Here is a 19,309-nt window from a genome sequence, read left to right as displayed (position 1 = left end):
AGGGGCGCGATGCGGGTACTGGTCGTCGAGGACGAGGAGGACCTCGTCGAGGCCCTGCGGTTCGGGCTGGTGCGGGCGGACTACGCGGTCGACGTGGCGTACGACATCGCGCAGGCCACCGAGAAGCTCTACGCCACCTCCTACGACCTGATGGTCCTGGACCTCAACCTCCCCGACGGGGACGGCATGGACTTCTGTCGCACCATCCGCGACGGCGCGCTGGCCGGGGAGACCGGCGCGGACCTGCGGATCCTGATGCTGACCGCGCGGGACCGGCTGGCCGACCGGGTGCGCGGGCTCGACGAGGGCGCCGACGACTACCTGGTCAAGCCGTTCGCCTTCCCCGAACTGCTGGCGCGGGTCCGCGCCCTGCTGCGCCGCGACAGCAGGGGCGGCTCGGCGGTGTGGACGGTGGGGGAGCTGACGCTCGACACGTCCCGCCACGAGGCGTTCCGGGGCGGTCGGCGGCTCCAGCTCACCCCCAAGGAGTTCGCGGTGCTGCGCTACCTGATGTCGCGTCCCGGCGAGGTGGTCTCCACCGAGGACCTGCTGGAGCACGTCTGGGACGAGAACGCCGACCCGTTCACCAACACCGTCCGGGTCACCATCGGGACGCTGCGGCGCAAGCTCGCCGGGGACGACGGGGACCAGTTGATCGAGACGCTGGTGCGGCGCGGCTACCGGCTGCGCGAGGGCGCGCCCGAGGCGGTGCGATGAGGCCCCGGCTGCCGGGCTTCGTCCAGACGATCAGGTTCCGGCTGACCGTCATGTACTCCACGCTGCTGTTCGTGCTGACCGCGAGCGTGCTCGGCGGCACCTACATGGCGGTCACCCACTCCGCCGACGCGCGCCCGGTGTCGAAGACGTTCAACGCGGAGAAGATCCGCGTCCTGCCGAACGGCACCCAGTTGTCGACCGGGCAGGTCGTCGAGGTCGTCAAGGAACGCGACGTCACCGCCGCCATCCACTACGAGACCCAACAGACCCTCAAGCACTATTCGCTGGGCATGCTCGGCGGCCTGTTCGTGGCCAGCCTCGCCATCGGCTGGGTGCTGTCGGGCCGGGCGCTGCGGCCGGTCAGCGCCATCACCCGGGCCGCCGCCGAGATCCAGGCCACCGACCTGTCCCGGCGGATCCGGCTGGCGGGCCCGGCCGACGAGCTGCGCTCCCTGGCCGACACGATCGACTCGATGCTGGACCGGCTCGACAGCGCGTTCGCGGCGCAGCGGCGGCTCATCGACGACGCCTCGCACGAGCTGCGGAGCCCGTTGGCGATCATCCGGGCCAACCTGGACACCGTGCTGTCGGCCCCGGACGCCACCCCCGCCGAGCGGGACCGGTCCGCGCAGGTGATCGACCGGGCCACCACCCGGATGACCCGGCTGGTGGAGGACCTGCTGGCCACCGCGCGCCGGTCGGCCCCGGCGCTGGAGGACGCCGACGTGGACCTGGCCACGGTGGCGCGGGAGGCGGCCGAGGAGTTCGAGCCGCTGGCCGCCGCCCGCGCCCTGGGCGTCGATCTGCGCCTGGCCGCCGGGCTGACGGTGATCGGCGACCACGACGCGCTGCGCCGGGCCGCCGGGAACCTGCTGTCCAACGCGGTGCGGCTGGCCCCGCCGGGCTCCCGGATCACCGTCGGCGCGGGCCGGTGGGACGGCTGGCTGTGGCTGGCGGTCAAGGACGCGGGCCCCGGCATCCGCGCGGACGACCAGGACCGGGTGTTCGATCGGTTCTGGCGGGGCGGCGAACGGCACCGGTCCCGCGAACGCCGCACCGGGCTGGGGCTGGCGATCGTCCGGCACATCGCCGAGTCGCACGGCGGTCAGGTGCGGCTGCGGTCGCGGGAGAACGTCGGCAGCACCTTCGTGATCTGGCTGCCGGCGTCGCCGGACACCGGCGCCGGGACGGCCGCGCCCGACGCCGACCCGTTGGAGGCCCCGCTCGAAACCCGGTGAAGTTGGGGGACGCGTAACTCTCGCGACACTCGGGGGACACCGTCGCATGGGGGAATGACGGCGCACCGGGACGCGACCGTACGGAGGGCCCATGCGCACGGAGACCTTCACCGGCGGCCGGGACGTCTTCGCCCGGTTCCCCGGCGCCCGCGTCTGCGGACGCGTCGACGGCGCGATCACCTATCTCGCCGAGTCCGGCGGCCTGCCGTACCTGCTCGTCGTCGAGGGCGGCGGCGCGGTGACCGTCCTGGCGTTCGAGGACGAGGCCGAGCGCGCCCGCCATCTCTCCGGCCGGGTCGCGGCCGGAGAGACGCGGCCGCGGGCGGCCGGATCCGCCGGCTAGGCGTCCTTCCGCGCCATCGCGGCGACCATCTGGGAGTGCAGCGGGTGCTCCAGCGGGCCCGCCGGGCCCTCCGGCCGCCACTCGGTCACGTTGACGACGCCGGGCTCCAGCAGCGTCAGCCCGTCCAGGAAGCCCGCGATCTCGTCCCGGCCGCGGAAGTACGAGCCGCCGAGCCCGGATTGCAGGATCCGCTTGGCCTCCTCGACCCGCGGGTCGTCGCCGGAGTCGTGCAGATGGGTGAGGACGAAGTGGCTGCCGGGCGCCACGAACGGGTGCAGCGCCCGCACCACGGCCCCGGGGTCCCGCTCGTCGGGCACGTGGTGGACGATCGCGGCCAGGATGATCCCGACCGGGCGGCTCAGGTCGATCAGCGCCGTGAGCCCCGGGTCGGTGAAGATCTTCTCCGGCTCGTACAGGTCGCCCTGGATGACGGTCGCCACGCCCGTCTCGGTGAGCAGCGCCCGGCCGTGCGCCAGCACGATCGGGTCGTTGTCGACGTAGACGACGTGCGCGGCGGGGTTGGCGTCCTTGGCGTACTCGTGCACGTTGCTGGCGGTCGGCAGCCCGGAGCCGATGTCGACGAACTGGTCGATGCCGGTCACCCCGGCCAGGTGGCGGACGGCGCGCTCGATGGCGGTGCGGTTGCCCTGCGCCACCACGGGGGCCTCGGGGACGAGCTGCATCACCATGTCGGCGACCTGCCGGTCGGCCGCGTAGTTGTCCTTGCCGCCGAGGAAGTAGTCGTACACGCGGGCGAAGCTCGGCTGGGTGACGTCGATGCCGGTGGGGGCGTGCTCCTGCTCCTGTGCGGACACGGTGCGGGCTCCTCGTTCGCGGGGTGGGTGATTGCCCACGAGGCTAGACAGGTCCGCCGGGGAGATCAGTCGATTGCCCTGATCCGGTCGGAACCTGGGGTTTTCCGCAGGGTCGGACTGCGGTCGGCCGCCGGGAGGTCGGCGGGCGGCTTCATGGTGGCCGTCGCGCGCCGCTCCTAGCGTCGAGGGCATGATCCAGTATGCGAGCGACGAGGTCGTGACCGGCGGGATCGCTGGCTGGGCGACCGACCTGATGGACCGGCTGGGCGCCCCCGGGGCGGGCCTGGCCATCGCCCTGGAGAACCTGTTCCCCCCGCTGCCGAGCGAGGTGATCCTGCCGCTCGCCGGCTTCACCGCGAGCCAGGGCCGGATGGGCCTGGCGGCGGCGATCCTCTGGACGACCCTCGGGTCGGTCGTGGGCGCGCTGGCCCTGTACGGGATCGGCGCGGCGATCGGCCGGGACCGGGTGCGGGCGCTGGCAGGCCGGCTGCCGCTGGTGAAGGTCTCGGACCTGGACCGCACGGAGGCGTGGTTCGCCCGGCACGGGACCAAGGCGGTGTTCTTCGGCCGGATGATCCCGATCTTCCGGAGTCTGATCTCCGTGCCGGCGGGCGTGGAGCGGATGTCGCTGCCCGCGTTCGCGGGCCTCACGACGCTCGGCAGCCTGATCTGGAATCTGACGTTCGTGCTGGCGGGTTACCGGTTGGGGGAGAGCTGGCACACCGTGGAGGAGTATGTGGGCACGTACTCGAAGGGCGTGCTGGCGGTGTCGGCGGCGGCCGTCCTCGCCTTCGCCGTGCTCCGCCTGGTCGGGGCCCGGCGCGGCGCCCGGCGGACTGATCGGATGTGAGAGTGCACGGACGCGTCACGGGCCTGATGGGGACGGCCCTGCGGGGCCTGGCGGGCCTGGCCCTGGGGGCGGCGGGCGCCATGGTGGAGGTCGTGTTCCTCGTCCTGGCGGCCCTGGGGTGCGCCTACGCGTTCGTGTTCTCCCGAGGGCGGGACACGGTGCCCCGGGTGGTCGCCGGCGGCGCTCTGAGGCTCGCTGAGGCCGAACGGAGACGGCTGGACGCCCTCCTGGGCGGCAGCGGCGACGTGGGCGGCTACGGGCCGTTGAGGGCGCTGGCGTATCTGGTGCTGCGGCTGCCGGTGGCCTTCCTGGGCGGGGTGCTGATCCTTCTGCTGGTGTACGGCGCGGGGGCCGCCGTCACCCTTTTCGGCGGCTGGATGATGGGCCGCGCCCCCGACGGCATCGAGCCGACGCCGTGGCTGATCGCCTACGTGGTGGGGGCCGGGCTGGTGCTGCTCTACCTCGACCTGCAGGGCCTCGTCGGGGTCGCGGCTCTGGAGCGACGCCTGGTGCGCCGCTGCCTGGGCCCCAGCCCCCTGCAGGCGTACGAGCGCCGGATCGCCCAACTGTCGGAGAGCCGCGCCGAGGTCGTGGACGCGGTCAACGACGAGCGCCGCCGCATCGAGCGCGACCTGCACGACGGGGTGCAGCAGCGGCTGGTCGGGCTGGCGATGCTGATCGGCCGCGCCCGCCGGTCCGGCGACCCGGAGCGGTCCGCCGAGCTGATGCGCCAGGCCCACGAGGAGTCCCAGCGGGCCCTGGAGGACCTGCGGGAGGTGGCGTGGCGGGTCTATCCGGCGGCGCTCGACAGCGACGGGCTGCGCGCGGCGCTGGAGACGGTGGCCGAACGCTCGGTCGTCCCGGTGACCATCGCGTACGGCCCCGACCGGCGGCTGCCGTCCCCGGTCGAGACCGTCGCCTACTTCGTGGTCTGCGAGGCCGTCACCAACGCCGCCAAGCACTCCGGCGCGGGGCGGGTGAACGTCCGGATCCTGGAGCGCGGCACAATGCTCGTCGTGCGGATCGAGGATGACGGGGCCGGGGGAGCCGACCCGGCGGGCGGCGGGCTGGCCGGGCTGGCGCGACGGGTGGCGGCCCTCGACGGGCGGCTGCGGGTGCACAGCCCGACCGGCGGTCCCACCGTCGTCAGCGCGGAGCTGCCGTGCGGGTGACGCTGGCGGAGGACTCCATCCTGCTGCGCGAGGGCCTGGTGCGCCTGCTGGCCGAGGAGGGCCACGAGGTGGTGGCGGCGGTCGGCGACGGCGACGCGCTGCTGGTGTCGGTGGCCGCCGACCCGCCCGACGTGGCGGTCGTGGACGTCCGGATGCCCCCGACGCACACCGACGAGGGGCTGCGGGCGGCCCTGGAGATCCGGCGACGGTGGCCGGGTGTGGCGGTGCTGGTGCTGTCGCAGTACGTGGAGAAGCGGTACGCCACCGAGCTGATCACCGCCGACGAGGGCGGGGTCGGCTACCTGCTCAAGGACCGGGTGGGCCAGGTCGACGAGTTCCTGGACGCGCTGGAACGGGTGGGCTCCGGCGGGGCGGCGTTCGACCCCGAGGTGGTGCGACAGTTGCTGGCCCGCAGCTCCCGGGCGGACCCGCTCGGCAGGCTCACGCCGCGCGAGCGCGACGTCCTCGGCCACATGGCGCAGGGCCACACCAACGCCTCCATCGCCGCCCACCTGCACGTCTCGCAGAGCGCCGTCGAGAAGCACGTCAACGCCATCTTCGACAAGCTCGGCCTGATGGGCGCCGCGGGCTTCAGCCGCCGCGTCCTGGCGGTGCTGCGCTACCTGGACTCCTGAGGCTCCGCCGGGGCCGCGTCGATCGCGTAGCGGGCGCCGCCCGCCGCCAGGGCGCGCCGGTGCAGGGCCCGGTTGGCGGCCACCATCGCCTCCGGTGAGGCGGCCCCCGGCGAGGCCGTCCGCAGCAGCCCGAGCAGCACCGGGTCCTTCGGCATGGGGAGACCGGGCACGTCCCGCACCGACAGCGGGCTGACGAGGATCGTGCCGCTCAGGCCCAGGTGGTCGGGATCCGTCTCGGCGAGGGTCTCCTCGATGACGGCGACGGCGCGACGGGCGGGGACGAAGACGATGCCCCAGGGATGGGGGCGCGACCACTCGCCGAGCCCGATCAGGGTCTCGACGTCCGGACGCATCCGGTCGACGAACTCGGCGTACGGCTGCTCCCGTTCCTCGAAGGCCCCGGCGGGCGCGGGCCCGGCCCCGTACAGCGCCGCGATCATCTCGAAGCGCCACGCGGGGTCGCGCTTGGCCCGACCCACGACGTGCTCGGCCGGCGTCCGTCGCTGGGCGTCCAGCAGCGCCCCGACGGTCGCGTACGCGAACCGGCAGACCCGGACCAGCTCCGGCGCCGGAACGAGCCGCAGCGTCGCCCTGGTGATGATCCCGTGCCGTCCCAGGCCGCCGCGGACGGCGTCGAACAGCGGCCGCCGCTCCTCCGGCGAGCACCGCACGATCTCGCCCGCCGGGGTGACGACCTCCAACTCCAGGACGTGGTCGGCCTGGACGCCGTACCGGTGGGACGTGCCGCCGATGCCGCCCGCCGACAGGGTGCCCCCGACGGTCACGTCGATGAAGTCGGTGAGCACCGGGGGAGTGAGGCCGAGCGGCAGCGTCGCGTCGAGCACCTCTCGCCAGGTCACGCCCGCGTCCACGACCGTCCGGTCCGGACCCGCCTCGTGCACCGCGCACAGGCCCCGCATGTCGAGCAGGACGCCGTCCGTCTGCGCCTGGCCGTACGTGGAGTGGCCGCATCCGCGCGCCACCACGGGGCGCGGCGATCCCCGCAGCAGCTCGGCGATCTCGCCGGCGGTCGCGGGCCGCACGGTCGCGTGGGGGGTGCGGTGGATGAGCCCGCCGAAGTCGGTCGTCATTGGTCTCGCCTTCCCGTTCCGGGATGATGTCGGCATGGGCGGTGCGGCGTACGAGGCGGCCATGGCCGAGTATGCCCTGATCGAGGACCGACTACGCGATCCCGCCGTGCTGCGGCACCACCGCCTGGCGCGCAGGCTCCGCCGCGAGGCGGCGGCCCTGGAGGCCATGACCGCCGCCGAGTACGACACCCGCGACCGCTTCGACCCGTACGACGTCGTGCTGCGCGTCACGGCGATGGGCGAGGGGTCGGACACGCGGTTCGCGGCGGCGGCCCTGGTGCGGGCCTACGTGGCCGACGCGAGGCGGCGGGGATGGCGGGTCGAGCACCTCACCGGGGAGCCCGAGGACGGGGTCCCGCAGGCGGATCTGGCGATCTGCGGCGGAGAGGACGGCCCCGGGCCCTGGAGCGTCCTCAAGGGCGAGACCGACGTCCCTCGGGAGGCGGTGCGGGTGCTCGTCGTTCCCGAGCCCGACCCGTTGTCCCGGCCGCCGGGCGCGGACGGGGACTGGCGCGTGGACCCGGCCTGCACGCGCATGCCGCACGCGCCCACGGCCGTCCGGGTGACGCATCTGCCGACGGGCCTCGGCGCGTGGGGGGTGTCCCGGGGATCCCCGCACCGGGCCCGCGACAACGCCGTGCGGACGGTGCGGGCCCTGCTGTTCGCCGGTGGGCGGAATGATCGAACACAGGGGACGAAGGTGATTCGACCGCCCGTTTCCGGGCATGTGATCATGGATTCTTCGGGAGGGGATGCGTGACGCAGCGCAGCGAGTTCGTGGTGGTGGCCAACCGGTTGCCGGTCGACCGGGTCGTCGGCGAGGACGGGACGGCCTCGTGGCGGCGCAGCCCCGGGGGTCTGGTGACCGCGATCGCGCCGGTGATGAAGTCCCGGCAGGGCGCCTGGATCGGCTGGTCGGGGGCCTCCGACGAGGAGCTGGAGCCGTTCGAGGAGGACGGCATGTGGCTCGTTCCGGTGCCGCTGTCGGCCCTGGACGTCGAGCGCTACTACGAGGGCTTCTCCAACGCCACGCTGTGGCCCCTCTACCACGACGTGATCGCCCCGCCGGTGTACGAGCGCAAGCTCTGGGACGCCTACGTCCGCGTCAACCGGCGCTTCGCGGAGGCCGCCGCGCGGGTCGCCGCCGACGGGGCCGTGGTGTGGGTGCAGGACTACCAGCTCCAACTGGTCCCGGCCATGCTCCGCGAGCTGCGGCCCGACCTGCGGATCGGGTTCTTCCTGCACATCCCGTTCCCCCCGCAGGAGCTGTTCCAGCAACTGCCGTGGCGGAGCCAGATCATCGAGGGGCTGCTGGGCGCGGACCTGGTCGGCTTCCAACGGCCCGGCGCCGCCGCCAACTTCCTGCGGCTGGCCCGAAAACTCCTGGACGGCCGCACCAGCGGGCAGCTCGCCTTCGTCGGCGACCGGGCGGTGCGCGCCGCCGCGTTCCCGATCTCGGTGGACGTCCGCGAGCTGGACGCGCTGATCGCCGACCCGGCGGTGCGGCGGCGCTCGGAGGAGATCCGCGCGGACCTCAACGGCGCCACGGTGCTGCTGGGCGTCGACCGGCTCGACTACACCAAGGGCATCGCCCAGCGGCTGCAGGCGTTCGGCGAGCTGTTCCGCGACGGCGACCTCAAGCCGGGCGAGGCCGTGTTCGTGCAGATCGCCACGCCCAGCCGGGAGCGCGTCGAGCAGTACCGGCTGCTGCGCGACGCGATCGAGCAGCAGGTCGGCCGGATCAACGGGGAGCACGCCGAGCTGGGGTTCCCGGTGGTGCACTACCTGCACACCTCGTACACCCGCGACGAGCTGGCGGCCCTCTTCCTGGCGGCGGACGTCATGGTGGTGACCCCGCTGCGGGACGGGATGAACCTGGTCGCCAAGGAGTACGTCGCCTGCCGGGCCGACCACCGCGGGGCCCTGGTGCTCAGCGAGTTCGCGGGCGCGGCCGACGAGCTCAAGCGCTCCTACCTGGTCAACCCCTACGACATCAACGGCCTGAAGCGGGCCATGATGGACGCGCTGCGCAGCGAGCCCGTCGAGCAGGGCCGCCGGATGCGGCCGATGCGCCGCCGGGTGATCGAGCACGACGTGGACCGGTGGGCCCGCGAGTTCCTCACGGCGCTGGAGGAGCCGCAGCACCCCGACCAGCCGTCGGCGCGCTGAGCCCCGAGGGCCGGGTCCCCGTGTCCGGTGGGAGGGACGACCGGCCGTCGGCGGGCTGAGCCGCTGAGCCGCCGAGCCCCGAGGGCCGGGACGCCGCGCCCGGCCCGCCGTGTCAGACCTGGGGGCGGCGCAGCTCGAAGGCGGCCCAGACGGCCTTGCCCCCGCTGGTCAGCGGCGCCCAGCCCCAGGCGCTGCTGAGCGCCTCCACGACCGTGAGGCCGCGGCCGCTCTCGCTGAACCGGTCCGCCTCGGCGCCGGCCGCGCGCGGGATGTGGTCGCTCGGGTCGGTGACCACCACCACCAGCCGGCGGGCGTGCCCGAACAGCGCGAGCTGCACGGGGCACAGTTGCGCCGCCGGCGGGAGCCCGTCCAGCCCGTAGCGCACCGCGTTCGTCACCAGCTCGGAGACGACCATGGTGACGTCCTCGGACCGGTCGAGGAGCGCCCAGTCGCCGAGCGTGCGCGCGGTGAAGTCGCGCGCGGCCTTGGGCGAGCCGGCCTCCGTGCGCAGCACGACCCGCGCGGTGCGGGGGCTGCCGGAGGGCGGCGTCGGCCAATGGCCGGGCGGCCGGGGGGACTGGTCCAGCGCGGACAGCCACCAGTGCCGCCGCCCTTCCCTGGCGGTCGTGTCGGTGGCGTCGTCTGCCTGGTCAAGGATCATCGCGATAAACCCCAGAGGCTGTCGGTGGCCTGTGTTCGCTATCTTGCTCCCGATGTTGTGCAGGTGCAAGCGCGTCTGCAAGAACGGATGCACGTGCATTCAGTACAGTAGGCCCGGGGTGGGGCTCTGTCCAAGGGGGCGAGAGTATGTACGACGTCAGCCTGTCATCCACCGCTGCGCGCGAGCTGGTCTGGCAGAAGAGCCGCCGGAGCAACCCGAGCGGCAACTGTGTGGAAATGGCCCAGCTTCCCACTGGGGATATTGCTGTCCGAAACTCCCGGTACCCGCAGGGTCCGGTGCTCGTCTACACCAGAGAGGAGATCGAGGCGTTCGTCGGGGGCGCCAAGGACGGCGACTTCGACCACCTGATCGCCTGACACCGCGACGGGTGACGTCGCGACCCGGGCTCCCCGTTCGCCCGTCGTCGCGAGCCCGTCGCGAGCACCTCGCGAACGCGTCGTGAGCGTGTTGTGAGCGCGCGGTCGCCGCGCGGGGGGATCGGCGGTTTCGTGCCGGTGCCGTCGATCCTCCTGTGCGGTGACGCTTGGTGGTGAAATACTTGCGGTCCGAGGTCGACCGGGGAGTGGTCATGATCATTGCGGAGCCGCGTCGTGATCCGGGCGAGCAGGCGGGCGGGGGGCCCACCGCGCTGCGCATCATGCTGGGGGCCGAGCTCCGGCGACTCCGCGAGGACTCCGGGCTGTCCCGGGAGGCGGCCGGCGAGCGCATCCGCGGGTCCGAGTCCAAGATCAGCCGGCTGGAGCTGGGCAAGGTCTCCTTCAAGCGGCGCGACATCGCCGACCTGCTCGCCGCCTACGGCCTCGCCGACGAGGCCGACCCACGCCGGGCGGCCCTCCTGGCGCTGGCCGCTCGGGCCAACCGGCCCGGCTGGTGGCATCGGTACTCCGACGTGCTGCCGCACTGGTTCCAGACCTACGTCGGCCTCGAGCAGGACGCCGAGCTGATCCGCGCCTACGAGGTGCAGTTCGTGCCGGGGCTGCTGCAGACCCGCGACTACGCCCGCGCGGTGGCCAGGCTCGGCCACCCGGGCGCCGGCGACGTGGAGATCGAACGCCGCGTGGACGTGCGGATGGCGCGCCAGCGGGTGCTCTCCGGCGACGACGGCCCCCGGTTGTGGGCCGTGATGGACGAGGCGGCGCTGTGCCGTCCGCTCGGCGGTCGCGCGGTGATGCGCGCCCAACTGCGACGCCTGATCGAGGCGTGCTCGCTGCCCGACGTCACGCTCCAGGTGGTGCCGTTCGCCCACGGCGGGCACGCCGCGGCGGGCGGGGCGTTCAGCATCCTGCGGTTCGCCGAGGACGAGATGCCCGACATCGTCTATCTGGAGCAGCTCACCAGCGCCCTGTACATGGACAAGGCCTCCGACGTCGAGCGCTATCTCGCGGTGATGGAGCGCCTGTGCGCGGACGCCGACCCGGCCGCCCGGACGGCCGCGACCATCGAGCGCGTCCTCGCCGAGATGTGACCACGCCCGTGGGTGTCAGGCCCCGGGGACGCGACCGCGGGCGGGCTCCAGCACCCCCGACTCGGTGACCAGCGCGTCGACCAGCCGGGCCGGGGTCACGTCGAAGGCCGGGTTGAAGCCCCGCGAGGCCGCCGGCGCCGTCCGGGAGCCCTGCCGGCCGAGGACCTCGGCGTCGTCGCGCAGCTCGATCGGGATGTCCGCGCCGGTGGCCGTGGCCCGGTCCACGGTGCTCCACGGGGCCGCCACCACGAACGGGATCCCCGCGTCGGCGCAGGCCAGCGCCACGCCCACGGTGCCGATCTTGTTGGCCGTGTCGCCGTTGGCCGCGATCCGGTCGGCGCCGACGATCGCCACGTCCACCAGGCCCCGCAGCACGGTGCTCGGCGCGGCCCCGTCGATCTGCACGCGGTGCGGCACGCCCTCGCGCGCCAGCTCCCAGGCGGTCAGCCGGGACCCCTGCAGCAGCGGTCGGGTCTCGTCGACGTACACCGTCTCCACCAGCCCTCGGGCGTGCAGCTCGCGGACGACGCCCAGCGCGGTGCCCCAGCCGGCGGTCGCCAGCGCGCCGGCGTTGCAGTGCGTGAGGATCCGCAGGGGACGCCGGGCGACCCGGGCCAGGATCCAATCCGCGCCGTGCGCCCCGAGCGCCCGGTTCGCCGCCACGTCCTCCTCCAGCACCCGCCCGGCCTCGGCCGCCGCCGCCTCGACGCCGGCATCGATGAGGGGGCGGACGCGGTCGACCCCGACGGCCAGGTTGACGGCGGTGGGGCGGGCCTCCCGGACGCGGTCGACCGCCGCCTCCAGGGTCGCCCGGTCCCAGCCCTCGCGGCCCGCCTGGAGCATCGCGAGGACGACCCCGTACGCGCCCGCCACGCCGAGCGCCGGGGCGCCGCGGACCACCAGCCGCCGGACGGCGTCCACCAGGACGTCCACCTCGCGGACCTCCAGGTGCTCCAGCCGGTCCGGCAGCACGGTCTGGTCGATCAGCGTGAGCGTGTCGCCCGTCCACGCGATCGCCCGCAGTTCCTCGTCCACCCGCCCAGCCTAGACACGCCCGGGACGGGCCCGGACGCGGAGAACGCGGCCGGCGTGATCGCCGGCCGCGTTCCCGTCACGCGAGGACGCCCGTCAGTGCATGGGCATCGGCGCGTCGACCGAGGCGGCGGCGGGCTTGTGCCGCGGCAGGAACAGCGCGGGCAGGAACGCCAGCGCCATCAGGCCGACGGCCCACCAGTACGTCTCGGCGAACGACGCCGCCATCGGGGGCAGCAGCGGGGCGATCTGCGCCGGGGACAGCTCCAGCAGTCCGCCGATGCCGCCTCCGCCGTCACCGCCGCCGGCCGGCAGCCGGTCCTTCATCGCGGTGGTCAGCAGGATCGAGATCGCGGCGGTGCCGATGGAGCCGCCCACCTGCTGGATGATGTTCAGCGCCGTGCTGGCCCGGGGCACCTCGTCGTGGCCCAGGCTCTGCAGCGCCGCCGACATCGTCGGCATCATGGTCGCGCCCATGCCGAGCCCCATCACGAAGAACTCGACGCCCAGCAGCCAGTAGGAGGTGTCGGCCTCGATCTGGGTCAGGCCGAACGTGCCGAGGACGATCAGCGTGAGACCGACCAGCACGACCCGTCCCGGACCGACCTTGTCGGTCAGCTTGCCGCCGACCGGCATGGTCACCATCGCGCCGAGGCCCTGCGGGATCAGCAGCAGACCGGTGGTCAGCGCCGTCTCGCCCCGCACCACCTGGAAGTACAGCGGCACCAGCAGCATCGAGCCGAAGAACGCGATGGCGAACAGCAGCATGGTCAGCGAGGCCGCCGCCACCGAGCGGCGGCGGAACAGCCGCAGATCGATCAGCGGGTTCTCGGCCTTGAGCGCGCGCACCACGAACGCGCCCACCAGCAGCACGCCCGCGATGGTGGTGATCAGCACCGAGCTCGAGCCGAACGAGCCCTTCTCGGCGCCGGTGGCCAGACCGTAGATCAGCGAGGCCAGACCGGGGGACAGGAAGGCCAGCCCCAGCAGGTCCAGCTTCTCGGTCGGCTGGGGGGTGTCGCGTTCCAGGATCTTCCACGCCATGAACAGCGCGACGGCGCCGATCGGCACGTTGATGTAGAAGATCCAGCGCCACGACACGTCGTCGACCAGCCAGCCGCCCAGGATCGGACCGCCGATCGGGCCGAGCAGCATCGGGATGCCGACCACGGCCATCACCTGGCCGACCCTGGTGGGCCCGGCCTTCTGGGTCAGGATCGTCATGCCGGCGGGCATGATCATGCCGCCGCCCAGGCCCTGCAGCACCCGGAAGGCGATCAGGGACTCGGCCGACCAGGCCATGCCGGCCAGCGCCGAGCCGATCGCGAACAGCAGCAGCGACACCATGTACAGCCGCTTGGTGCCGAACCGGGCGCAGGCCCAGCCCGTCACCGGGATCACCGTGGCCAGCGCCAGCGTGTACCCGGTCGCGATCCACTGGATCTGCGACAGTTGGGCGTCGAACTCCTTGGTGAGCTCGGGGATGGCGACGTTGACGACGGTGACGTCGAGGATCGCCATGACCGCGCCCAGCACCACCACGGCGGCGGTCGCCCAGACGCTCTTGTCGAGTCCTTCGGGCTCACCGCCGCCGGGTGGCGCGGTCACCTCCGGGGGAGCGGATGACTTCAACAGTGCGTTCCTATCGTCAGGGCCCGGACGTCCGGGCGGTTCAGGATGGGGGCCAGCGCGTTCACCAGCCCCGTACGTTCCTCCTCGGTCAGCGTCTCCGCGAAGCGCCGCAGATCGTCCCGGCGCGCGGCGTGCAGCCGGGCCAGCACGTCACGGCCCGCGGCGGTGAGCGTGATCCGTTTCACACGGCGGTCGGACGCGTCTTCGTGCCGTTCCGCCAGGGAGTGGCGGACCAGCGCGTCGGCGGCGCGCCCGGCGGAGGCCATGGACAGTCCCAGCTCCGCCGCCAGCTCGTGGAGGGCCGGGGGGCTGGGAGCCCGGTCCACCAGGAACAGCGTGCGCACCTGGGACAACGAGAGCTCCAACTCCCTGACGTCGCGAAGAATTCCGCCCTGTGCGGACTTCGTCACGTACGTCATGAGGTCGAGCAGCCCGTCGGCGAGGCGATCCACCGAGGAGGTCGTTTGCACGGCCGCAAACTTATCCGCCGTGCAACCAAGAGATCTATTCATTTTTCTGTGATTCGGGTCCCACGCCGACCCGCGCCGGACGGCGCACGGCGGGCGGAACTCGCAGGTCGGAAGTGTAACGACAGGGTCTGACATTTCCGGTGCGCGGACGTGGCCGGGACGAAAACCCCTCTCGTGGGGGAGTCGGGCACCACCCCGGGGTGAGGCGATCGGACCCCGCGCCGGTCGAGCATGAGGTCGTCCGCTCCCGGAGACCAGGAGGCCTCGTGCCCAAGGCAGTGCAGAAGAAGGCGGCGGTGATCGTGCTCCTCACCGCCGTGATCGCCCTCTCGATGATCGTGACGGGCGCCCGATGACCGCGGTGACGTGTCGGGTCGCGCCGCCCGGGCCCGCGCCCACCATGGGGCCGGTGCCGCGGTGGGCCGAGTGGGCGGCGCAGGCGACGCTGTGGTGCGTGCTGCCGTCCGGCATCTGGCGGATCCTGTTCGGCCTCGGCCTGCCCGCGGGCTTCACCGGCTCCCTGGATCCCGACAACGCCTCCCGGTGGTGGCTGCTCTACGTGATCGCGTTGACGGTGGTGTCGGAGGCGTTCGCCTTTCTGACCATCGGGCTCGTCCGCCCTTGGGGCGAGGTCGCGCCGCGTTGGATGCCGTTCATCGGCGGTCGGGCCATCCGTCCGTGGGCGGCCATCGTCCCGGCGTCGCTGGGAGCGCTCGCGCTGACGGCCCTCTGGACGCCCCTGCTGGGGGTCGGTTGGGGCTCCGACCCCGACCCGGAGATGCCGCAGGGGGCCAAGGCCGTGATCCTGTGGGCCTGCTACGTCCCGCTGGTCGCCTGGGGGCCGCTGCTGGCGGCGGTCACCGTCGCCTACGCGATCCGGCGCCGCCGCCACGGCTGAGGCCCATGACGGGTCAGGAGGGCATCCCCAGGGCGCGCGCGATCAACATGCGCTGCACCTCGGAGGTGCCCTCCCCGACTTCCAGGATCTTGGCGTCGCGGTAGAACCGGCCCACCGCGTACTCGTTCATGAAGCCGTAGCCGCCGAAGATCTGGGTGGCGTCCCGGGCGTTGTCCATCGCGGCGTTGGACGCCACCAGCTTGGCGATCGACGCCTCCTTCTTGAACGACTCGCCCGCCAGCATCCGCGCCGCCGCCGCGTAGTAGGCCAGCCGGGCCGTGTGGGCGCGCACCTCCATGTCGGCGACCTTGAACTGGATGGCCTGGTACTCGCCGATCGCCCGACCGAACGCCTCGCGCTCGCGGACGTACCGCAGGCTCTCGTCCACGCAGCCCTGGGCCAGGCCCACCGACAGGGCCGCCAGCGCGATCCGGCCCTCGTCCAGGATCCGCAGGAACTGCGCATAGCCCCGGCCGCGCCCGCCGACGAGGTTCTCCTCCGGCACCCGCACGTCGTCGAACGACAGCTCCCGGGTGTCGGACGCCGACCAGCCGACCTTGGAGTACTTGCGGCCGACGGTGAAGCCGGGCGTCCCGTTCGGGACGATGATCGTGGAGATCTCGCGGTCGCCGGTCAGCGCGGTCACCGTGGTGAACGCGGTCACGTCCGTGCCCGCGTTGGTGATGAACGACTTGGAGCCGTTGATCACCCAGTGGCCGTCCTCCAGTCGGGCGGTGGTCCGCATGCCGCCGGGCACGTCCGAGCCGCCGCCGGGCTCGGTCAGCCCGAACGCCGCCAGTCGCTCGCCCGCGCACAGCGCCGGCAGCCACCGCCGCCGCTGCTCCTCGGTGCCGTACCGGAAGATCGGCATCGCGCCCAGCGAGACCCCGGCCTCCAGCGTGACCGCCACCGAGGAGTCGACCCGGGCCAGCTCCTCCAGGGCCAGGCACAGCGCGAAGTAGTCGCCGCCCATGCCGCCGTGCTCCTCGGGGAACGGCAGCCCGAACAGGCCCATCCTCCCCATCTGCGCGACGATCTCGTACGGGAACTCGCCCCGCTCGTACAGGTCGCCGATGACCGGGGCGACCACCTCGCGGGCGAACCGCTCCACGGAGCGGCGCAGCTCCTCGTGCTCCGGAGACAACGTGAAGTCGATCATGTTCGGGGACCCCCTCGGCTCAGTGCCTGGACGACGCGGGACGGGCTGGGGCGGCCCAGGCGGCCGGCCATCCAGCGGCTGGTCTCCACCAGCGCGGGCAGGTCCACCCCGGTCTCGACGCCCAGCCCGTCGAGCATCCAGACCAGGTCCTCGGTGGCGAGGTTGCCGGTGGCGCTCTCGGCGTACGGGCAGCCGCCGAGGCCGCCCGCCGAGGCGTCCACCGTGGTCACCCCGGCGCGGAGCGCGGCCAGCGTGTTGGACAGCGCCTGCCCGTAGGTGTCGTGGAAGTGGACGGCGAGCCGGTCGACACCCACCCCGGCCTCGATCAGCGCGCCGATCAGGGCGGTGACGTGGCCGGGTGTGCCGACGCCGATCGTGTCGCCGAGACTCAGCTCGTCGCACCCCAGATCCATCAGCCGGGTCGCGACCGCCACCACCCGCTCGACGGGGACGTCGCCCTCCCACGGGTCGCCGAAGCACATGGACACGTAGGCGCGCACCCACAGCCCGTTCTCGCGGGCCCGGGCGACGACCGGCGCGAACATCTCCAGCGACTCGGCCACGGTCCGGTTCAGGTTCCGTCGGGCGAACGTCTCGGTGGCGCTCCCGAACACGGCGATCTCGGAGATGCCCGACGCCAGCGCCCGGTCCAGGCCCCGTTCGTTCGGCACCAGGACGGGGAGCCGGACGCCCTCCGCGCGGGGCAGGACGGCGAGCAGATCCTCGGCGTCGGCGAGCTGCGGCACCCACTTCGGGTGGACGAGGCTCGTGGCCTCCACCGTGCGCAGCCCGGCCGCGACGAGTCGGGCGATGAACTCGGCCTTGTCGGCGACCGGGACGATCGCCTTCTCGTTCTGCAGCCCGTCGCGCGGCCCGACCTCGTAGATCGTCACCCGCTCCGGCAGGCCCTCCCACGGCACCACGGTCATGACGCGGCCTCCTCCGGAGTGATCTCGGCGAGCACGGCGTCGAGCGCGACACCGGCCCCGGGGGCGACGGCGATTCTGGTCAGGACGCCGTCGACGGGGGCGGTCACGGTGTGCTCCATCTTCATCGCCTCGACCACCACCAGCGGCTGCCCCTCGACGACGCGGTCGCCCTCGGCCGCCTTCACCGCCAGCACCGTGCCCGGCATGGGGCTGCGCAACACGCCGTCGGCGGCGCCCGCCGCGCCCGTTCCGGCGTGCTCGCCCCGGACGTGCTCGGTCAGCGCCCACGTGTGCCCGTCGCGCCCCAGCCACACCGTGTCGCCGTCACGGGCGCACTCGTACGAGCGGGTCCGGCCGTCGAAGCGCAGGTGCAGCAGGCCGTCGTCGCGGGTCAGCGACGCCGGAACGGGCTCGGCGCCGTCCACGGAGACCTCGGCGGCGGAGGCCAGACCCCGGACACGGACCTCCACGGGGTCGCCGCCCGCCGGGGTGATGATCCACGGCGTCCAAGCCCTCCCGCCGAGCCGCCAGCCATCGGGGATGGCCCAAGGGTCCCGGACACCGGAGTTCGGCGGGTGTGACCCCCGGCGAGCACCGTCGGCGTGGTCGGTCTCCAATGCGAGCACCCGTTCCAACGCGGCGGCGGCGAGCACCTCGGCGGGGACGCCCGCCGGGAGCAGCCCGTCGAGCGACCGCTCCACCAGGCCCGTGTCGAGGCGGCCCGCCACCACGTCCGGGTGGCCGAGCAGCGCCCGCAGGAACGCCACGTTGGACGGCACGCCGAGCAGCGTGTACGACGCCAGCGCCCGGTCGAGGCGGCGCAGGGCGGTGGCGCGGTCGGGGCCCCAGGCGATCACCTTGGCCAGCATCGGGTCATAGGAGCTGCCGACGTCGCCGCCCTCGGCCACCCCGGAGTCGATCCGCACGTCCGGGCCCTCCGGCTCGCGCAGCGCCAGGACGCGACCGCCCGTGGGAAGGAAGCCCCGTGCCGGGTCCTCGGCGTACACGCGGGCCTCGACGGCGTGGCCGCGCTGCTCGACGTCCTCCTGGGTGAACGGCAGCGGCTCGCCGGCGGCCACCCGGAGCTGGAGTTCGACCAGGTCCAGGCCGGTGATCAGCTCGGTGACGGGGTGCTCGACCTGGAGCCGGGTGTTCATCTCCATGAAGTGGTACTCGTCGGGACGGTCCGCCGAGACGATGTACTCGACCGTGCCCGCGCCCGTGTAGCCGACCGCGCGGGCCGCCGCGACCGCCGCCGCGCCCATGCGCTCGCGGGCCTCCGCGTCCAGCAGCGGCGACGGGGCCTCCTCGACGATCTTCTGATGGCGGCGCTGCAGGGAGCACTCGCGCTCGCCGAGATGGACGGTGTTGCCGTGCGCGTCGGCGAAGACCTGCACCTCGATGTGCCGGGGGTTGGCGACGAACCGTTCGATCAGCAGGGTGTCGTCGCCGAAGGCCCCGCGCGCCTCACGGCGCGCCGCGGCGATCGCCTCCGGCAGGTCCACCTCGTCGCGGACCAGCCGCATGCCCTTGCCGCCGCCGCCGGCCGACGGCTTGATCAGGACGGGCAGGCCGATCTCGCGGGCCGCCTCGGCCAGTTCGGCGTCCGACAGCCCGGCCTCGTCGCGGCCCGGCACCACGGGGACACCCGCCGCCGCGACCGTGCGCTTGGCGCGGATCTTGTCGCCCATCGTCTCGATCGCCGACGCGGGCGGCCCGACGAACACCAGCCCGGCGTCGGCGCAGGCGGCGGCGAACGCGGTGTTCTCGGCGAGGAATCCGTACCCCGGATGGACGGCCTCGGCCTCGGTCGCCCGAGCGGCCCTCATGACCGCGTCGATGTCGAGGTAACCCGGGATCTCCACGGCCTCGTCGGCCTCCCGCACGTGGCGGGCATCCGCGTCGGCGGCGGTGTGCACGGCCACCGAGCGCACCCCGAGCCGCCGCAGCGTGCGGGCGATCCGGACGGCGATCTCGCCGCGGTTGGCGATCAGGACGGTCTCGAACATCGG

General features: G+C 73.5%; 20 protein-coding genes. 11 read left to right on the top strand and 9 right to left on the bottom strand.

What is annotated here, in order from left to right; translation table 11 throughout:
- Nucleotides 1-9 precede the first annotated feature (9 nt).
- The 3 genes from DFJ69_RS01400 (at nt 10) to DFJ69_RS01390 (ending at nt 2,298) form a co-directional block, all read left to right on the top strand.
- On the top strand, nt 10-717 hold the full coding sequence (locus DFJ69_RS01400) for a response regulator transcription factor (protein WP_116020788.1): 708 nt from the start codon (nt 10-12) through the stop codon (nt 715-717).
- Nucleotides 714-1,955 (top strand): sensor histidine kinase, encoded by a 1,242-nt coding sequence (locus tag DFJ69_RS01395; RefSeq protein ID WP_116020787.1) that lies wholly within the window; start codon nt 714-716, stop codon nt 1,953-1,955. Before DFJ69_RS01400 ends, DFJ69_RS01395 begins: the two co-directional genes overlap by 4 nt.
- Nucleotides 1,956-2,046: 91 nt before the next feature.
- Nucleotides 2,047-2,298 (top strand): hypothetical protein, encoded by a 252-nt coding sequence (locus tag DFJ69_RS01390; RefSeq protein ID WP_116020786.1) that lies wholly within the window; start codon nt 2,047-2,049, stop codon nt 2,296-2,298.
- On the opposite strand, the gene DFJ69_RS01385 is transcribed toward DFJ69_RS01390, so the two are convergent.
- Nucleotides 2,295-3,113: an SAM-dependent methyltransferase gene (locus tag DFJ69_RS01385; protein WP_116020785.1), complete on the bottom strand. Its 819-nt coding sequence runs from the start codon at nt 3,111-3,113 to the stop codon at nt 2,295-2,297. The genes DFJ69_RS01390 and DFJ69_RS01385 overlap by 4 nt on opposite strands.
- Nucleotides 3,114-3,303: 190 nt before the next feature.
- Between DFJ69_RS01385 and DFJ69_RS01375 the strand changes: the two genes are divergently transcribed.
- The 3 genes from DFJ69_RS01375 to DFJ69_RS01365 are packed head-to-tail and all read left to right on the top strand — an operon-like array spanning nt 3,304 to nt 5,770.
- Nucleotides 3,304-3,963 (top strand): DedA family protein, encoded by a 660-nt coding sequence (locus DFJ69_RS01375; RefSeq protein ID WP_116020783.1) that lies wholly within the window; start codon nt 3,304-3,306, stop codon nt 3,961-3,963.
- A 2-nt stretch (nt 3,964-3,965) separates the two neighbouring features.
- Nucleotides 3,966-5,135, top strand: coding sequence for a sensor histidine kinase (locus DFJ69_RS01370; RefSeq protein ID WP_342769831.1), 1,170 nt, complete (start codon nt 3,966-3,968; stop codon nt 5,133-5,135).
- Nucleotides 5,126-5,770: a response regulator transcription factor gene (locus tag DFJ69_RS01365; protein WP_170177503.1), complete on the top strand. Its 645-nt coding sequence runs from the start codon at nt 5,126-5,128 to the stop codon at nt 5,768-5,770. Before DFJ69_RS01370 ends, DFJ69_RS01365 begins: the two co-directional genes overlap by 10 nt.
- Here the strand turns inward: DFJ69_RS01365 and DFJ69_RS01360 are convergent.
- Nucleotides 5,755-6,861: an FAD-binding protein gene (locus tag DFJ69_RS01360; protein ID WP_170177502.1), complete on the bottom strand. Its 1,107-nt coding sequence runs from the start codon at nt 6,859-6,861 to the stop codon at nt 5,755-5,757. The genes DFJ69_RS01365 and DFJ69_RS01360 overlap by 16 nt on opposite strands.
- A gap of 34 nt (nt 6,862-6,895) precedes the next feature.
- On the opposite strand from DFJ69_RS01360, the gene DFJ69_RS01355 reads away from it, so the two are divergent.
- Together DFJ69_RS01355 and DFJ69_RS01350 are read left to right on the top strand one after the other, a co-directional pair.
- A complete protein-coding gene (locus DFJ69_RS01355) occupies nt 6,896-7,621 on the top strand; it encodes a PCRF domain-containing protein (RefSeq protein ID WP_170177501.1) in 726 nt (241 codons plus the stop codon).
- Nucleotides 7,618-9,030, top strand: a complete 1,413-nt coding sequence (locus tag DFJ69_RS01350) for an alpha,alpha-trehalose-phosphate synthase (UDP-forming) (RefSeq protein WP_116020780.1) — start codon at nt 7,618-7,620, stop codon at nt 9,028-9,030. Before DFJ69_RS01355 ends, DFJ69_RS01350 begins: the two co-directional genes overlap by 4 nt.
- Nucleotides 9,031-9,142: 112 nt before the next feature.
- On the opposite strand, the gene DFJ69_RS01345 is transcribed toward DFJ69_RS01350, so the two are convergent.
- Entirely contained in the window at nt 9,143-9,691 is a 549-nt protein-coding gene (locus DFJ69_RS01345) for an ATP-binding protein (protein WP_116020779.1), read from the bottom strand.
- A 146-nt stretch (nt 9,692-9,837) separates the two neighbouring features.
- Between DFJ69_RS01345 and DFJ69_RS01340 the strand changes: the two genes are divergently transcribed.
- Nucleotides 9,838-10,068 (top strand): DUF397 domain-containing protein, encoded by a 231-nt coding sequence (locus tag DFJ69_RS01340; RefSeq protein ID WP_116020778.1) that lies wholly within the window; start codon nt 9,838-9,840, stop codon nt 10,066-10,068.
- A gap of 212 nt (nt 10,069-10,280) precedes the next feature.
- Entirely contained in the window at nt 10,281-11,177 is an 897-nt protein-coding gene (locus DFJ69_RS01335; protein WP_116026313.1) for a helix-turn-helix domain-containing protein, read from the top strand.
- 15 nt (nt 11,178-11,192) lie between these two features.
- Here DFJ69_RS01335 and mtnA read toward each other — a convergent pair whose 3' ends face one another.
- The 3 genes from mtnA to DFJ69_RS01320 all read right to left on the bottom strand — a co-directional run bounded on the left by mtnA (nt 11,193) and on the right by DFJ69_RS01320 (nt 14,311).
- Nucleotides 11,193-12,212, bottom strand: coding sequence for an S-methyl-5-thioribose-1-phosphate isomerase (mtnA, locus tag DFJ69_RS01330; protein WP_116020777.1), 1,020 nt, complete (start codon nt 12,210-12,212; stop codon nt 11,193-11,195).
- Between the two features lie 93 nt (nt 12,213-12,305).
- Nucleotides 12,306-13,841: a DHA2 family efflux MFS transporter permease subunit gene (locus tag DFJ69_RS01325; protein WP_116020776.1), complete on the bottom strand. Its 1,536-nt coding sequence runs from the start codon at nt 13,839-13,841 to the stop codon at nt 12,306-12,308.
- On the bottom strand, nt 13,838-14,311 hold the full coding sequence (locus tag DFJ69_RS01320; RefSeq protein ID WP_170177500.1) for a MarR family winged helix-turn-helix transcriptional regulator: 474 nt from the start codon (nt 14,309-14,311) through the stop codon (nt 13,838-13,840). Before DFJ69_RS01320 ends, DFJ69_RS01325 begins: the two co-directional genes overlap by 4 nt.
- 409 nt (nt 14,312-14,720) lie before the next feature.
- Here DFJ69_RS01320 and DFJ69_RS01315 point away from each other — a divergent pair, with 409 nt between their 5' ends.
- Complete coding sequence (locus tag DFJ69_RS01315) at nt 14,721-15,209, top strand: hypothetical protein (RefSeq protein ID WP_245973916.1); 489 nt, start codon at nt 14,721-14,723, stop codon at nt 15,207-15,209.
- A gap of 13 nt (nt 15,210-15,222) precedes the next feature.
- Here DFJ69_RS01315 and DFJ69_RS01310 read toward each other — a convergent pair whose 3' ends face one another.
- From DFJ69_RS01310 to DFJ69_RS01300, 3 genes are read right to left on the bottom strand one after another with little or no spacing between them, the layout of a single operon-like run.
- Nucleotides 15,223-16,368, bottom strand: a complete 1,146-nt coding sequence (locus DFJ69_RS01310; RefSeq protein ID WP_116020774.1) for an acyl-CoA dehydrogenase family protein — start codon at nt 16,366-16,368, stop codon at nt 15,223-15,225.
- A complete protein-coding gene (locus DFJ69_RS01305) occupies nt 16,365-17,297 on the bottom strand; it encodes a hydroxymethylglutaryl-CoA lyase (protein WP_116020773.1) in 933 nt (310 codons plus the stop codon). Before DFJ69_RS01305 ends, DFJ69_RS01310 begins: the two co-directional genes overlap by 4 nt.
- On the bottom strand, nt 17,294-19,306 hold the full coding sequence (locus DFJ69_RS01300) for an acetyl/propionyl/methylcrotonyl-CoA carboxylase subunit alpha (protein ID WP_116020772.1): 2,013 nt from the start codon (nt 19,304-19,306) through the stop codon (nt 17,294-17,296). Before DFJ69_RS01300 ends, DFJ69_RS01305 begins: the two co-directional genes overlap by 4 nt.
- Between the last annotated feature and the right edge of the window lie 3 nt (nt 19,307-19,309).

The organism is Thermomonospora umbrina, assembly GCF_003386555.1.
GTDB lineage: Bacteria > Actinomycetota > Actinomycetes > Streptosporangiales > Streptosporangiaceae > Thermomonospora > Thermomonospora umbrina.
Note: the sequence above shows the minus strand (reverse complement) of the source record. Positions and strands in the feature narration are given on the sequence as shown.